A 15,738-nucleotide genomic window follows, 5' to 3' on the forward strand; every position below is an offset into this window, starting at 1 on the left:
GTACTTTGCTCTTGCAAAAGTACTATATTCCTATGACACCATCTGATTTTATTATTAGAGAAATAAAACCACAAGATAATGCCCAAATGGCTAAAGTTATTCGTGAAGTATTAATCGAGCTTGGAGCTCCAAAAGTAGGAACCGCTTATGAAGATAAGGCTACTGATGAAATGTATGAGACCTACCAAAAAGAAAAGGCTGGATATTTTGTTGTAGAACATAATGGTGTTGTTGTAGGAGGAGCTGGTTTTGCTCAATTAGATAATTTTGAGGGGAGTATTTGTGAGTTTCAAAAAATGTATTTCTTACCAATAGCGAGAGGAAAAGGTATTGGTAGAAAATTAATAGGTTTCTGTTTGAATAAAGCTAAAAAAGCAGGTTTTAAACAGTGTTATTTAGAAACTTTGCCATATATGAAAACTGCAACATTACTATATAGAAAAAATGGCTTTATAGATTTAGAAGAACCACTAGGAAAAACAGGCCATTATTCTTGTAATATTTGGATGCTAAAAGATTTATAAAATGCTACTAAAACAATATAAAACATACTTTTCTGAGCAATTGATTTCAGTTTATCCACAAACGGAGATTGATACTTTTTTCTTTTTTTTAATAGATGAATATTTAAACTTACAACGTATAGATCTCACGTTACGACCTAATTTTGAAATTCCTTCAAACAAGAAAACATTATTAAATGAAGCCCTACTTCGACTAAAAAAAGAAGAACCTATTCAATATATATTAGGTAAAACAGAGTTTTATGGATTTCCTTTTATGGTAAATGAAAACACGTTAATTCCACGTCCTGAAACCGAAGAGTTAGTTGAATGGGTTATTCAAGAAATAAATAAAAAACAAGAACTCTTGTCTATTCTTGATATTGGAACAGGAACAGGCTGTATTCCTATCAGTTTAAAAAAGCACGTATCTAAAACAAGTGTAAGCGCTATTGATATTTCTGAAGAAGCTTTAAAAGTAGCAGAGAAAAATGCAATCTTAAATAAAGTTGAAGTATCATTCATACATCAAGATATTCTAAAAACTAAGAAATTGAGTAATAAGTTTGATATTATTATTTCTAATCCTCCTTATGTACGTGAATTAGAAAAAAATGAAATAAAAAAAAATGTACTAGAAAACGAACCACACTTAGCCTTGTTTGTAGAAAATGACAATCCATTGCTTTTCTATAAAAAAATAGCCGATTTAGCTAAAAATAGTTTAACTAAAACCGGACTACTTTTTTTTGAAATTAATCAATATCTAAGTAAAGAGACTGTTGAAATGTTAAAAGATAAAGGTTTTACTAAAGTTGAACTTAGAAAAGATTTATTCGGTAATAATAGAATGATTAAAGCTAGTTTATAACTTCCCTTATTCATTGAGTTTAACTTACACCAAAAAATCTTTTAAAAAACGAACCTTTTTTTGTATTATCTTTTATAAACATATTTAAATCGTTATAATCAGATATTAAATATTCTACATACGTATCATAATCTGTATTTTTTGCATCCAAAAAACCAGTTAAGAACTTTTCAGAAGCCTCAACATCTTTTAATCCTTCTATTTCTAAAAGCTTTTTGTATAAGGGGGTTATTTCATTTATAGCCTTTTTAGGTGCAGCCTTTCTTATACCTTTATAATGAGTTACTTCTCCTTTTTCATTTTCTTTAACAATAAAGTCTGTCATAACCCAATAATACCTTCCTGATTTAGCTAAATTCTTAACAAAGGCTACCATATTCTTTTTTTCTTTTAGCCTTTGCCACATTAGCTTAAATATAATTTTTGGCATATCTGGGTGTCTAACAATGTTATGTCCCGATCCTGCTAACTCATGAACTTCGTATCCGCATGAATTTACAAAATCTTCATTACAATATTCAATAACACCTCTAGTATCAGTTATACTCAAAAGTATAGCATTATCATTTAATTTAATTTCAGTATCAATAGGTACTGGTTTTGGTAATTTTGGTTTTCTTTTTTGATCCTCCCCTGTTTGAGAATCCCATTTTTTTTGATAATTATTAGTTGTCATATTATTAATTGATTTTTGAGTTTGTAAGGTATAAATCGTTGTTTTTAAGTTTTAATACTATACAGATTGCGGGGGAGCATCAAAAAAATACACAACTATGAAAAGAAGTAATCTTAATAATTTCACAGATAACCTTAACACAGCTTGATACAAACATAAAAAGCATCTTTTTTTATAAATATGATAAATATCATACTTTAAAAAGTGTTATTATTTTATAGTGTTATTATTTTATTATTTTTTTATTAAAAAAAAGCAATTCATCTCTTAACACTTGTTTTTGGTTAACTAATTGTTTTCTACGCTTATAAAATTGTTAAAAAAATCATAAAAAAAATTAAAAAAAAAAAAAACGAAAATAACATGTTATTTTTGTGACCCTTTTAAAATATTAGTGTCTTAGGTATAGTGAAGAGACACGGAAAACAAAAAAATAGTTATAAAAACTTAAATGGGGAAAGCAAACTTACAAACGTTAATAAAAGAATCAGAGGCAGATAAAGGAATTGTTTTTGACTCTGAAGGACACGTGGTTGATTTTTATAATATCTCTAAAGAAAACAATATTGCAGCTATGGCTAATGTTATTCTTACCATGGCTGATGAATTTTTCCAAGACACTCTTAACTCTAAAAGTCTCAATCAATTAGTTTTAACATCAAACGACGGACTTATTATTATCAACAAATATGATAATCATACTATTTGCCTTTTGACTAATGATGTTTCTAAACTAGCTATGATTAAATTGACCTTAAAAAAAATAGCCCTTCAATAAATACTTTTTAATTAATTATTATAACAACCATTTTTACAATGAAAGAAATTTTAAATGATTTTATCGAAAACCTAAAAAGTAATGTTCCTGGGTTTGTTGCTGTATCTGTTACCGATGTTAGTTCTGGTGAAGCTTATGATTCATTTACAAAAGATGAGAGCTTTGACCCAAATTTAGCTTCAGCTTATAATTTAGAAGTAGTAAAAGCTAAATTAAAAGCTATTGAAGCTTTAGGTTTAAATGAAGAAATTCAAGATATTACCATAACCTTATCTAGTCAAATACATATTATTAACATTGCTCCTAGTGGTGCTTATTTTGTTTATTTGGCTGTAGACTCTAAAGACGCTAACTTAGGAATAACTAAAGCTTTATTAAATAAATACAAAGTAGACCTAAATAACGCTTTATAAAAAGTTATGAAAAACGTAAATCATTTACTTATTGATAAGTCTTTAAAAAAACAGCTTAACAAAAAAATAAAAGAATTTAGAAAATATAGGTTTTCTGAAGGAGAGTTAAAATCTGACAAGAAAAAAGGCAGTGACTTTTTTGGATTTTTATTCAAAGAATATGATAGTATGAACGATTTAGTAAAAGATATGTTTTAAAAAGCGCTTAAAGCGCTTTTTTTTTGTTTTTAAACATTAATAATAACAAGATTATCTCTATTATTATAACTTCTAAACTATTTATCTCTGTTAATATACTCACCTCAAGTACCTAGATTTAATAAGTATAGTAAATACTACATCCCCTCTCTTCTAAACTACTCTCTATAAGCATCTCTACAAAAAAACAACTTTTTTATCTTATGAATTAAGATGTAAAAGCACCAAATAACGTAATAAAATATTATAAAATGTATAAATAAGCATTTTACAACTTTAAAAATACCACTACATTGCATCTATGAAAAAATACGATGTTATTATTCTCACTGATAAGAGATATGTAAACCCTAAAAATATTGACAGCTATACACAAAATGTATTAGACGAAGACAATTATGTCAAAATAGCCCTTGAAAATCAAGGTTTAAAAGTAGCTCGTCTCTCATGGGATGACACTACTTTTGATTGGTCTACAACAAAATATGTTTTATTTAGAACCACTTGGGATTACTTTGATAGATTTTCTGAATTTTCAAAATGGTTAAATACTGTAAGTAAACAAACAACATTGTTAAACTCAGAGAAAATTATTCGTTGGAATATTGATAAACATTATTTACAAGACTTACAACAAAACGGAGTTCATATTTGTGAGTCCTATTTCATTGAAAAAGGAACACAATCTACATTAAAAGAACTTTCTCTAAAGTATGATTTAAAAGATTTTGTTTTAAAACCTTGTATTTCTGGTGCTGCGAGACACACTTACAAAATCAATTTAGAAAATATAAACGAATATGAAGAGACTTTTTCTTCGTTAATTATAGAAGAAGCTATGATTATTCAGCCTTTTCAGTATAATATAGTTGAAAAAGGAGAAATTTCATTAATGGTCATGAACGGTAAATTTACACATGCTATTTTAAAAATAGCAAAACCAGGAGATTTCAGGGTACAAGACGATTTCGGAGGTTCAGTTCATAACTACACTCCTACTAAAGAAGAAATTATATTTGCTGAAAATGCTGTTAAAGCTTGTATAGAACCTCCTATTTATGCACGTGTTGATGTTTTTACTGATAATAATGGTAAATTAGCTATTGCTGAATTAGAGCTAATTGAGCCTGAACTTTGGTTTAGAAATAACCCTGCAGCAGCAGATGAATTAGCTAAAGGAATTAAACAATTAACATTAACAAACAGAAATGAAGAAATTATTTAAAACATTGGGTATATTATTGCTAATTGGAGCTATTATACTAGCTGTTTTTTACTTTAAAAACAACGAAAGTCTTCCTACAGGCAAACAAGGAGCTAAAGCAGATGCTTTAGCCACTAAAATGCTTGAAGCATTGAATTATGAAGCTTATAAAGATACTCGTTTTATTGAATGGAGTTTTAGAGGAAAGCATTTTTATAAATGGGACAAACAAAAAAATATTGTCGAAGTATCGTGGGATACCAATAAAGTAATCTTGCATACAAAAAGCCCCGAAAAAAGTGTTGTTTTAGTAAATGAAAAAGAAGTTAAGAACAATGAAATACTTCAAAAAGCAATAGACTACTTTAACAATGATAGTTTTTGGTTAGTAGCTCCTTATAAAGTATTTGAAAACGGAATTGAGCGAAGAATTGTACAATATGAAGGTAAAGACGCTTTATTGATTACTTATACCACGGGAGGATCAACTCCGGGAGATTCTTATCTATGGATTTTAGACGAAAACGGCAGGCCTACCAGTTATAAAATGTGGGTTTCTATAATCCCAACAGGCGGAATGGAAGCCACATGGAGTGATTGGGTCACAACTGAATCTGGAGCAATACTACCAACAAAACATGAAATGCCAGTTGGTACTCTAGATATGGGAGATGTAAAAGCATATAATTAACATTATTGAAACTTACAAACAATAAAAAGAGCAGCAATTTTGCTGCTCTTTTTATTTTATATAATACAGGAATTATTTTCCGAAATAGAAAGTAGCACCAATATTAATCCCAAAAGAAGAATAAGGAACTTTTTGAGATAATTGCTTTTCTCCAGCTGGATTTGCACCAAAAGGTAACTCATCAACATACTCTATATTTTTATTAAATACAGCAGCTAAAGGATTGTATTGAGCATTAGGGTGATTAGCAAAAATAGCTTTTACTTGCTCTATAGATCTTGCTTCTCCATTAACATTTGCTGAAAATTCAGTAATTTCTGAAGTATCTCTAGTAACACTAATTCCCATGTATTCTAATTCTGCAAAAAGAGATACTTTATCACTTAAGTCATACTTATATCCAACAGCACCTATAAAACCTAATGGCAAACGGCCCTTGTAATCTTGAGTATAATCTACATTAAGCATTTCTGTTTGAGACAATGCCATTCTTATTTTCCCATCAGATTCAGTTTTTCCTCCTACCTTAATCAAGGCCCCAAAACGTCCATAGATATTATTAGTAAATTTATAAACTAACGAAGCAGATGCCCCATAAGCTTTACCTCTAGCTTCAATGTTTATATATTGAGCTTGTGTAGGTAAATCAACTAAAAGAGAAGTTTGATCTGCTCCATTTAAGTATCCAACACCAACTTCAACACCAAAAGTGTCGTTAAAAAAATACCCTCCTCTTAATTGAGTATGTAGTCCTTCACCATAACTACCGTAAGTGTTCTCTACTCCAGCTGCAGTAGTTTCAGTACCAAAACGTACACCAGCACTAGAAATTGAATACCCTCCTGCTGCAGAAACATAAAACTGAGCACTTACACTCATTGTTGCTAAAATCATAGCAAGCATTAAAATACTTTTTTTCATAATAAATTATTTGTTAACTTTAAATTGATAATTAAGTAAACAAACCTAATGAAAATATAGGATTAACAAAACTTTATAACTGTTAAATTATTAGTATTATTGTAGTAAAAAGCATTTAAAAAAACACTTCTTTTTTGAATAAAAACATTTTAAATACTGAGGTTCAGGATTATATTAACCATAACCTAACATCCAATATAGAGCAATTAATTTTTAAAGGAAGCCCTTTTGAAAAAATCTCTATTCAAGAATTAGCCAACCAAATCATTGCGAAACAAAAATCTGAAAAAAAACTACCTACTTGGTTTCAAACAAAAAACATCTATTATCCTCCTAAACTAAGTATTGAACAAACTTCTTCTGAAATAACTGCTCATTACAAGTCTAAATTAATTAACGGAGAGTCAATAATAGATATTACTGGAGGCTTTGGTGTTGATTGTTATGCTTTTTCAAAACAATTTAAAAATGTTATACATTGCGAGCTAAATGAAAAACTTTCAAAAATTGTTTCATACAATTATAAGCAAATGAAAGTGTCTAACATTGAAACTATAGCTACAAACGGATTAAAATATCTAGAAAATACTTCTGAAAAATTCGATTGTATTTATATTGATCCTTCTCGAAGAAACGAAAAAAAAGGAAAAGTTTTTTTATTGAGTGATTGTATACCAAATATACCTGAAAATTTAGATTTTTTATTTGAAAAGTCGAACACAATTCTTATTAAAAACTCACCAATTTTAGACATTACATCAACTATAAATGAATTGAAATTTGTAAAAGAAATTCATGTTATAGCAGTTAATAATGAGGTAAAAGAGTTACTTTTTTTATTAAAAAAAGACATTAAAGTACCTGTTGATATAAAAACATGTAATATACTGAAAAACAATTATCAAATTTTTAATTTCAGTTTAAAAAACAAAATAAAACCTGAATATTCTCTACCGTTAAAATATCTTTACGAACCTAATGCCGCTATTTTAAAATCAGGAGGATTTAACGAAGTAGCAAATCAACAAAAAATAGGTAAACTACATCAACATTCTCATCTTTATACTTCAGAAAATTTAGTTGAAGATTTCCCCGGAAGAATCTTTAACATCAACAATGTATTTACTTACAATAAAAAAAGAATAAAGAAACAAATAACAGAATCTAAGGCAAACATTACAACACGTAATTTCCCAAAAACTGTAGCTCAAATTAGAAAAGAAACAAAATTAAAAGACGGTGGAAATACTTATTTATTTTTTACCACAAACCTAAACAATGAACTTATAGTTATTGACTGCACGAAAAATGGTTAGTATCCAATACTATTATTCGTAATTTATCGTTTATTTAATTGATAGAAAGCCCCTATCAAAAGGTATGTTTTATTGTTTAGGGGCGATAAAACATACCAAAAGCCTTGATTCTTAAATGTCAGGGCTTTTCTTTTTACTTACTTTTTTACATACATTTGCTATCATCATGAAACAGACACAAAGCTACCAATCTATTAAACTTTCTATTGATTCTTTAGAAAAATTTGATGACACTCTTGTAATAGAAGCTCCATTACAAATAAACATTAACAAAGAGCCATACACAGTAGTGATGAGAACTCCTGGAAACGATGAAGAATTAGTAAGAGGCTTATTATATGCTGAAGACATCTACAAAAATAAAGATGGAGTTAAAATAAACATAATAAAAACAGAGAAGGACTTTTCTACAGTTATAAACTTGGAAATTTTAAAAAATAAATTAGGAAAAGGATATTTAAATAAACGTACTCTTTTATCAATTTCTTCATGCGGAATTTGTGGAAAAAAGGAATTAAAAGATTTAAAAATTAAAGGAAAGTCTTTAAAAAGAAACTCTGCCAATAATATTAAAGATTTAGTTAAAGAAATCCATTTTATGTTTCTGGAAATAAACAAGAAGCAATTTTTATTCAGATCTACAGGAGGTAGTCATGCTTGTGCTATTTTTAACACCAATAAAAAATTATTAACTATAAAAGAAGATATTGGTCGCCATAATGCCGTAGATAAATGTGTTGGTGATTTAATCAATAAAAACAAGCTAAAAGAAGCTAATTATATGTTAGTTAGCGGAAGAGTTTCTTATGAAATAGTTTCTAAAGCTTTTTTAGCTAAAATACCAATAATAATAGCAGTTTCCGCTTGTTCTTCTTTAGCTGTAGATTTTGCAAAAGAATTTGGAATTTTCCTTATTGGTTTTAGTAGAAATAATAAAATGACTGTTTATTCTACCCCTCACGAGTTATAGAAGTTATCAATTAGAAGCTCTATTATACTCTTTAAAACTTATGAATGAAAAAAGATTTGTATTTTAGTGCTTTTAATAATTATTAATCAACCCATATTATGCCTTTTATAGAAGAAGAAAAGTTTAAGTTAATACAAGAAGACTTAGATAATGCTAAATTAAAAAGAGAAGAAGCAGAAAGTGAATTAAGCAGTACACAAGAAGAATTGGCTGCTTTAAAAAAGAGTTCTAAAACTCTGCCTATTTTTTTAGGTTTGCTTTTAGGTCTTGCTTTAGGGGCAGCATATTATTTTTATGTAAATGGTGGTGATAGCGCTATTAACAACTTAGACGTTGAGTCTATAAAAAAGAAAGAAGCTTACAGAGTTTTAGACAGCATAAATAGAGCGCAAGCTAGAGCTGCTAGAAATAATGAAGAGTCTTCAGATAACATTAATGACATATCATCAAATATAAACACTGAAACTATTACAAACGAAGTGACAGAAAACATAAATGGAAAAACTATTTATTCTGTACAAATAGGAGTACTTTCTGAAAACAAATACCCTTTATTGTCTTCAGAAGTTATTCCTTCAACAGTTACAACTAATGATGGCTATTTTAAGTACTCTTTAGGTTTATATACTACCCTAGATGAAGCTAAAGATTTACAAAAAGAATTAATTAAAATAGGATTTAATGATGCTTTTGTAGCTTCATACATAAACGGTGAACGTCAAAAAATACATAATTAAATAAAATTTAATGCTTAACATTATTTTTAAAAGAGCACTCGTAGTAAGTTTACTAATGAGTGTTCATTTTTTTTACGCGCAAACAAATACCATTCCTGAAAGAAAAACACAGTTTGGTTTTGGTCAAATTGATTTCTTATCAATTAAAATGCCTGAAGGAGAACAAAATATGGACTATACAGGGCTTCACTACAATCTAAAACTAAATGATTGGAGTTATGCTGGAGTTGGTTTATATGGTGCTATTGGAGGTATTAGAGGAGGCTTTTTTACTTTAGGTGTAAATGCTGGAATCCAACAAAAAATAACCGATAACTTTTTTATTGATGCTGGAATTCACTTTGGTGGTGGTGGTGGTGCATCTGCCCCTGATGGTGGAGGAGCTTTTATACTTCCTCATCTTAATTTAGGATATGATTTTAAACACTTTTCTGCAACTGCAGGATACAGTTATGTTGACTTTTTTGATGGTGGAACCATAAATAATAGCCAGTTTAATGTAGCAATACAAGTACCTCTTTCTTTTGAAACAACAAGTTTTAAAAATAGAGAAAGTAATTTTTCTATAGAAAATTTAAGACAAAGTTCTTGGAATATCTTTAGTAATCGAATTTCATTATTAGTTCACCTAAATAACGCTAAGGTAACCAAAGGTTCTTATGAAGGAAATACAATACGTTTAGCAGGATTTGAATTAAACTCTTATTTTACAGATAATTTTTTCTTTTTTGTTAAAGCTGATGGCGCATATCATGGAATAAAAGCTGGGTATATGGATGTATTTTTGGGTGGCGGATATCATTTATCAATGAATAGAAACCGTACAAATATTTTAGCTAAATTCGGATTAGGAGCCGGTGGTGGTGGTGGAGTAGATACTAAAGGCGGTTTTTTAATTTATCCAGATATCTCTTTAGAACAAAAACTATTCGATAATGTATATGCCTCAATCAATAAAGGATATATGATGAGTCCCGACTCTCATTTTGTTTCTTCTACTTTTGGTCTAGGATTAAAATACTATGTAGATAGAGATGGAATTTTATCAGACGAAAGAGAATTTTCAAGAGGAAAATTTAAAGGTTTTGATGCTATTATTAAACAAGACTTATATGTTAATGCAGCAAGAGATGAAGGACATAATGAAAACATGCATCAAATATCATTACAGTTAAATTTTTTCTTAAATAAATATTTATATGCTGCTGGTCAAACTTCTTTTGCTAATTTTGGTAATGCTGGCGCTTATGCAGAAGGTATAGTAGGATTAGGACTGCAAACTAATAGCTTTTTTAAAGAAAGAACAACATTTTTTGCACAGATTCTAGGAGGTGCAGCTGGTGGTGGTGGTATAAGCACAGGACAAGGGTTAATTATTAAACCTAGTATTGGAGTTAATCAAAAACTTACCAATAAGTTAAATTTAAGATTAGGAGCAGGTTATGTAAAAGCTAAAGGTGGAAGTTTAAGTAGTACCCAACTAAATTTAGGTATTTCATATAATTTCTCCTTCTTAAGTGTTAAAAAGTTTTAAAATTTAACTTTTCGTTAAAGTTTGATGAATTATCTTCGCTTTCTGAAACAAAAAAATTAATAACCTTACTTTTTACTAAAAAAGTAAGTAACAATCTATATACATAAACATGATAAAAAAAAGAATTATATCTCCACTCCAAAATTTCATGAAAACTGAAAGTGCAAGTGGTATTTTACTCTTAGGAGCTACTTTACTTGCTCTTATTTTAGCAAATTCTCCTTTTAAAGATAGTTACAATGCTTTATGGGAATACAAAATTGGTTTTAAATCAGAACATTTTGAATTGTATAAACCTTTAATTCTTTGGATTAATGACGGATTAATGGCTGTATTTTTCTTTTTAATAGGGTTAGAAATTAAACGAGAGTTTTTAATTGGAGAGTTAAATTCTACCAAAAAATTAGCTTTTCCTCTCTTCGGTGCTCTTGGTGGAATGTTGTTTCCTATTTTATTTTTTGTTTTCTTAAATAAAAGTGCTGATACAGCACATGGTTGGGGGGTACCTATGGCAACAGACATAGCTTTTTCTTTAGCGGTATTAAATACTCTAGGTAAAAGAGTACCTCTTAGTTTAAAAGTATTCCTAACAGCTTTTGCCATTGTAGATGATATAGGAGCTGTTTTAGTTATTGCCTTATTTTATAGTGCTAGTATAAATATAACTTTAATATCTATAGCGTTAGCTTTGTTAGCCTTTTTATATTTTATAGCTTACAGAGGTTTTTACTCAAAATATATAACTTTCTTGTTTGGTACTGTAATTTGGGTTTTATTCCTTAAGGCAGGTATACACCCAACAGTTGCAGGTATATTAATGGCTTTTGCTGTGCCTATTAGACAAAAAGTACATACTCCTGAGTTTATAGCACACTTATCACAAATAATGGATAATATCAAAGGGGCTAAAGTTTCTTCTAAACCTATATTATCGAAAGAACAAGTTGCAGAAATAGATAGTTTAGATCATTGGATAGAAGATTATCAGTCACCTTTACAATTGTTAGAGCATAAACTACATGATATAGTTGCATATGCAATTATCCCTATTTTTGCTTTAGCTAATGCAGGAGTTTTAATAGATGGTGATGCTAACTTAGACACCTCCTTAATAATAAACATCGCTCTATGTTTAGTTCTTGGAAATAGTATTGGAATTACTACAATAATTACTACCGTTAAAAAACTTAAAATAATTGAGGTTCCTAAAGATATAAATAATAGACATATTATAGGTGTATCGTTTTTAGCAGGAATTGGGTTCACTATGGCTATATTTATTGCTAGTTTGGCTTTTGCTAAAAGTCCAGAGTTCCTAGGGTCTGCTAAAATTGGTGTATTACTAGGTTCTCTTGTATCTGCTATAATAGGATACCTAATATTAAGATACAATAAAAGTGAAAGTGATGTTGATAAAAACGATCAAAACAAAAAAGAAGAATTAAGTACTAGTTAATAGTGCTTAATTCTAACTTATATTACTCCAAATTCCACTTGTTTTTCTAAGCTTTTCATAAGCTTTCAGCAAGCTGGAATTTTTTATTTCTGATAAATTAGGATCTTCATGAAGTAAATTTATGGCAGCTTTACGTGCTACATGTAATATTGGACTATCTTTAACAACATCTGCTATTTTAAGGTTTAACACTCCACTTTGCTGTGTTCCCATAATATTTCCCGGACCACGAAGTTTTAAATCTACTTCAGCAATTTTAAATCCATCTGTAGTTTCTACCATAGTTTGTAATCGAGTTTTTCCGTCAGAAGATAATTTGTAACTCGATAATAAAATACAGTAACTCTGTTCAGCTCCACGTCCTACTCTACCTCGCAATTGATGTAACTGACTTAATCCAAAACGTTCAGCACTCTCTATAACCATTACTGAAGCATTTGGTACGTTCACTCCTACTTCAATAACCGTAGTTGCTACCATAATTTGCGTATCTCCTTTTGCGAAACGTTCCATTTCATAGTCTTTATCAGCAGGTTTCATTTGACCATGAACAATACTAATTTGATATTTAGGAGAAGGAAATTCTCTAGAAATACTTTCATATCCATCCATTAAGTCTTTGTAATCCATCGCTTCAGATTCTTGGATTAAAGGATATACCACATAAGCTTGTCTCCCTTTAGCAATTTCATCTTTCAAAAACTTAAAAACACCTAAACGATTACTATCATAGCGATGTACAGTTTTAATTTCTTTACGACCAGGAGGCAATTCATCAATCACAGAAATATCCAAATCACCATAAACCGACATTGCTAATGTTCTTGGTATAGGTGTCGCAGTCATCACCAAAATATGAGGAGGAATAGCTCTTCCATCAGATGAACTTTTTTCCCACAACTTTCTTCTCTGTGCTACTCCAAAACGATGTTGCTCATCAATAATAGCAATCCCTAGATTTGTAAACTGTACTTTTTCTTCTAAAATAGCGTGAGTGCCAATCAAAATATGCAAAGAACCATCTAGTAAGCTTTCATGAATTTCTCTACGTTTTTTTGTTTTGGTAGATCCTGTTAATAATTCAACTTTAATATCGGTTTTCTCTAATAACTCTATAATCCCATTATAGTGCTGTGTTGCAAGAATTTCAGTTGGAGCCATAATTGTAGCTTGATAACCATTATCAATAGCTAACAACATAGTTAATAGTGCTACAATCGTTTTTCCAGAACCTACATCACCTTGTAATAATCGATTCATATGTGCTCCAGAGCCTACATCTTTACGAATCTCTTTTAATACTCGCTTTTGAGCATTCGTTAAGTCAAAAGGTAAAAGATTGTTGTAAAAATTGGTAAACTCCTCTCCTACCTGTTCAAAAACAAATCCTTTTAGTTTTGATTTTCGTATGAGTTTTTTCTGTAGTAATTGTAACTGAATAAAGAATAATTCTTCAAACTTCAATCGATATTGCGCTTTGGCTAATAATTCTTGATTTTTAGGAAAGTGAATATTTAATAACGATTCTTTTTTACCTAAGAATTGATATTCTTCAATAAAATAAGCCGGAAAAGTTTCTTCTATTTCATTATACGCTTGTTGAAACAAGTTTTGAATCATCGTACGCATAACCTTGTTACTTATTCCTTTCGTGCTTAATTTTTCAGTAGAAGGATATACCGGTTGCATAGCCATTTGTAGCTTGCTTTTGTATTCTTTTACTGTTTCCATTTCTGGGTGTGGCATATTAGGAGTTCCATTATACCAATTTAATTTCCCATAAATAACATATGGAGTATTTACTTTTAAACTATCTTTAATCCACTTTACACCTTTAAACCAAACCAATTCCATAGTACCTGTAGCATCTGAAAAAGTAGCCACTAACCTACTTCCTCTTTTTTGCTTTACGGTTTTTACGCCCGTAATCTTACCTACTATTTGTACTTCAGCAGAGTTTTGTTGCAACTGATTAATCGTATAAAACTGTGTTTTATCAATATATCTAAACGGAAAAAGATGCAACAGGTCATTACAAGTCTTAATACCTAACTCGGTAAATAGTAACTCTGCTCTGGCAACACTAATTCCTTTTATATATGTTACGGGGTGGTTTAAATTCATTAAGAACGAAAATACAAAAAGCCATTAAAATCAACTATCTTTGCACTCTTAAATTCATCAAATGAGATTACATAGAAATTTAGTTTTCGCGGTTATTGATAGCTTACGCGATATTTTTAATGAAGATGTGTATGCAGACAAAGCTGTTGAAAAAGCTTTAAAGAGAGATAAACGCTGGGGAGCACGTGATAGAAAGTTTGTTGCTGAAACTATTTATGATGTGGTTCGTTGGAAACGATTATATGCAGAAATAGCAAATGTAAAAGCACCGTATTCTCGTCCTGATTTATGGCGATTATTTGCTGTTTGGTGTGTACTAAAAGGAATTCAGTTACCAGATTGGAATCAAATAGAACCTACCCCTACTAGAAGAATTAAAGGTAAGTTTGATGAGCTATTAAAAACAAGAAAATTTAGAGAGTCTATTCCTGACTGGATTGATGAAGTAGGTGTACAAGAATTAGGTGAAGAGGTTTGGACCAAAGAAATAGCTGCTTTAAACAAACAAGCAGAAGTTATCTTACGTACAAATACTTTAAATACAACCAAAGCTCATTTACAAAAACAGTTAGCTTCTGAAGGAATTGACACTGAATTTATCAAAGGATATGATGATGCTTTAAAATTAGTAGAAAGGGCGAATGTTTTTAAAACAGAAGCCTTTAAAAAAGGTTTTTTTGAAGTTCAAGATGCTTCGTCACAATTAGTAGCTGCTTATTTAGATGTAGAACCAGGTATGAAAGTGGTAGATACATGTGCTGGTGCTGGTGGAAAGACATTACACTTGGCTTCTTTAATGAAAAATAAAGGACAAATCATAGCAATGGATATTTACGAAAGTAAATTGAAAAAACTAAAAGTGCGCGCTCGTAGAAATGGAGTTCATAATATTGATACTCGTGTAATTGATTCAACAAAAGTAATTAAGAAGTTACAAGGGAAAGCTGATAGAGTATTAATTGACGCTCCATGTTCAGGTTTAGGAGTAATTAGAAGAAACCCTGACAGTAAGTGGAAATTACAACCTGAGTTTTTAGATAAAATTCGTGGTACACAACAAGAAGTATTACAACAATACTCTAAAATGGTAAAGTCAGGTGGGAAAATGGTATATGCCACTTGCTCAGTATTACCTTCAGAAAATCAACAACAAGTTGAGTTCTTTTTAGCTTCTGATGCAGGAAAAGATTTTAAATTTATAAAAGACGAAAAAGTACTATCGCATAAATCTGGTTACGACGGATTTTATATGGCTTTATTAGAAAGAAAGTAAGCTGTAAAAATAAAATATATTAAAAAAGGCTCGGGATAATATCTCGAGCCTTTCCTTTCAATCAACTATTAAA

The 15,738-nt window shown here is 29.8% G+C and carries 16 protein-coding genes; 13 read left to right on the forward strand and 3 right to left on the reverse strand.

Annotation, left to right across the window (positions count from 1 at the left end):
- The first annotated feature begins 32 nt into the window (after positions 1 to 32).
- Together ABMY20_RS05395 and prmC are read left to right on the forward strand one after the other, a co-directional pair.
- Positions 33 to 524: a GNAT family N-acetyltransferase gene (locus ABMY20_RS05395; RefSeq protein ID WP_349264926.1), complete on the forward strand. Its 492-nt coding sequence runs from the start codon at positions 33 to 35 to the stop codon at positions 522 to 524.
- 1 nt (position 525) lies between these two features.
- Positions 526 to 1,374, forward strand: coding sequence for a peptide chain release factor N(5)-glutamine methyltransferase (gene prmC, locus ABMY20_RS05400; protein ID WP_047788835.1), 849 nt, complete (start codon positions 526 to 528; stop codon positions 1,372 to 1,374).
- Positions 1,375 to 1,393: 19 nt separating this feature from the next.
- Here the strand turns inward: prmC and ABMY20_RS05405 are convergent, their stop codons facing one another.
- Positions 1,394 to 2,050, reverse strand: coding sequence for a PAS domain-containing protein (locus tag ABMY20_RS05405; protein ID WP_159491124.1), 657 nt, complete (start codon positions 2,048 to 2,050; stop codon positions 1,394 to 1,396).
- A gap of 451 nt (positions 2,051 to 2,501) precedes the next feature.
- On the opposite strand from ABMY20_RS05405, the gene ABMY20_RS05410 reads away from it, so the two are divergent.
- The 5 genes from ABMY20_RS05410 to ABMY20_RS05430 all read left to right on the forward strand — a co-directional run bounded on the left by ABMY20_RS05410 (position 2,502) and on the right by ABMY20_RS05430 (position 5,334).
- Positions 2,502 to 2,828: a roadblock/LC7 domain-containing protein gene (locus tag ABMY20_RS05410; RefSeq protein ID WP_047788836.1), complete on the forward strand. Its 327-nt coding sequence runs from the start codon at positions 2,502 to 2,504 to the stop codon at positions 2,826 to 2,828.
- A gap of 38 nt (positions 2,829 to 2,866) precedes the next feature.
- Positions 2,867 to 3,241: a hypothetical protein gene (locus ABMY20_RS05415; protein ID WP_047788837.1), complete on the forward strand. Its 375-nt coding sequence runs from the start codon at positions 2,867 to 2,869 to the stop codon at positions 3,239 to 3,241.
- 6 nt (positions 3,242 to 3,247) lie between these two features.
- On the forward strand, positions 3,248 to 3,439 hold the full coding sequence (locus ABMY20_RS05420; protein ID WP_047788838.1) for a hypothetical protein: 192 nt from the start codon (positions 3,248 to 3,250) through the stop codon (positions 3,437 to 3,439).
- Between the two features lie 301 nt (positions 3,440 to 3,740).
- Complete coding sequence (locus ABMY20_RS05425; protein WP_047788839.1) at positions 3,741 to 4,664, forward strand: hypothetical protein; 924 nt, start codon at positions 3,741 to 3,743, stop codon at positions 4,662 to 4,664.
- Positions 4,648 to 5,334, forward strand: coding sequence for a hypothetical protein (locus tag ABMY20_RS05430; protein WP_047788840.1), 687 nt, complete (start codon positions 4,648 to 4,650; stop codon positions 5,332 to 5,334). Before ABMY20_RS05425 ends, ABMY20_RS05430 begins: the two co-directional genes overlap by 17 nt.
- Before the next feature lie 72 nt (positions 5,335 to 5,406).
- Here ABMY20_RS05430 and ABMY20_RS05435 read toward each other — a convergent pair whose 3' ends face one another.
- Positions 5,407 to 6,255, reverse strand: a complete 849-nt coding sequence (locus tag ABMY20_RS05435) for an outer membrane beta-barrel protein (protein WP_047788841.1) — start codon at positions 6,253 to 6,255, stop codon at positions 5,407 to 5,409.
- A gap of 134 nt (positions 6,256 to 6,389) precedes the next feature.
- Here ABMY20_RS05435 and ABMY20_RS05440 point away from each other — a divergent pair, with 134 nt between their 5' ends.
- From ABMY20_RS05440 to nhaA, 5 genes are all read left to right on the forward strand, one after another.
- Positions 6,390 to 7,571, forward strand: a complete 1,182-nt coding sequence (locus ABMY20_RS05440) for an RsmD family RNA methyltransferase (RefSeq protein ID WP_159491127.1) — start codon at positions 6,390 to 6,392, stop codon at positions 7,569 to 7,571.
- 166 nt (positions 7,572 to 7,737) lie between these two features.
- Positions 7,738 to 8,541 carry a formate dehydrogenase accessory sulfurtransferase FdhD gene (gene fdhD / locus ABMY20_RS05445; RefSeq protein ID WP_159491128.1) on the forward strand — a complete coding sequence of 268 codons (804 nt, stop codon included), beginning with the start codon at positions 7,738 to 7,740 and terminating at the stop codon, positions 8,539 to 8,541.
- Between the two features lie 98 nt (positions 8,542 to 8,639).
- The gene (locus tag ABMY20_RS05450) at positions 8,640 to 9,278 is read left to right on the forward strand and encodes an SPOR domain-containing protein (protein WP_073184078.1); all 639 of its coding nucleotides are present in this window, start codon (positions 8,640 to 8,642) and stop codon (positions 9,276 to 9,278) included.
- 10 nt (positions 9,279 to 9,288) lie between these two features.
- Positions 9,289 to 10,812, forward strand: coding sequence for a hypothetical protein (locus tag ABMY20_RS05455; protein ID WP_349264803.1), 1,524 nt, complete (start codon positions 9,289 to 9,291; stop codon positions 10,810 to 10,812).
- Positions 10,813 to 10,960: 148 nt separating this feature from the next.
- Positions 10,961 to 12,268 (forward strand): Na+/H+ antiporter NhaA, encoded by a 1,308-nt coding sequence (gene nhaA / locus ABMY20_RS05460; protein ID WP_231128414.1) that lies wholly within the window; start codon positions 10,961 to 10,963, stop codon positions 12,266 to 12,268.
- A 12-nt stretch (positions 12,269 to 12,280) separates the two neighbouring features.
- Here the strand turns inward: nhaA and recG are convergent, their stop codons facing one another.
- On the reverse strand, positions 12,281 to 14,392 hold the full coding sequence (gene recG / locus ABMY20_RS05465; protein WP_349264804.1) for an ATP-dependent DNA helicase RecG: 2,112 nt from the start codon (positions 14,390 to 14,392) through the stop codon (positions 12,281 to 12,283).
- Between the two features lie 61 nt (positions 14,393 to 14,453).
- Between recG and ABMY20_RS05470 the strand changes: the two genes are divergently transcribed.
- Entirely contained in the window at positions 14,454 to 15,665 is a 1,212-nt protein-coding gene (locus tag ABMY20_RS05470) for an RsmB/NOP family class I SAM-dependent RNA methyltransferase (protein WP_349264805.1), read from the forward strand.
- The last annotated feature ends 73 nt before the right edge of the window (positions 15,666 to 15,738 follow it).

It is taken from the genome of Tenacibaculum sp. SSH1-16 (assembly GCF_040104435.1).
Taxonomy (GTDB): domain Bacteria; phylum Bacteroidota; class Bacteroidia; order Flavobacteriales; family Flavobacteriaceae; genus Polaribacter; species Polaribacter mesophilus.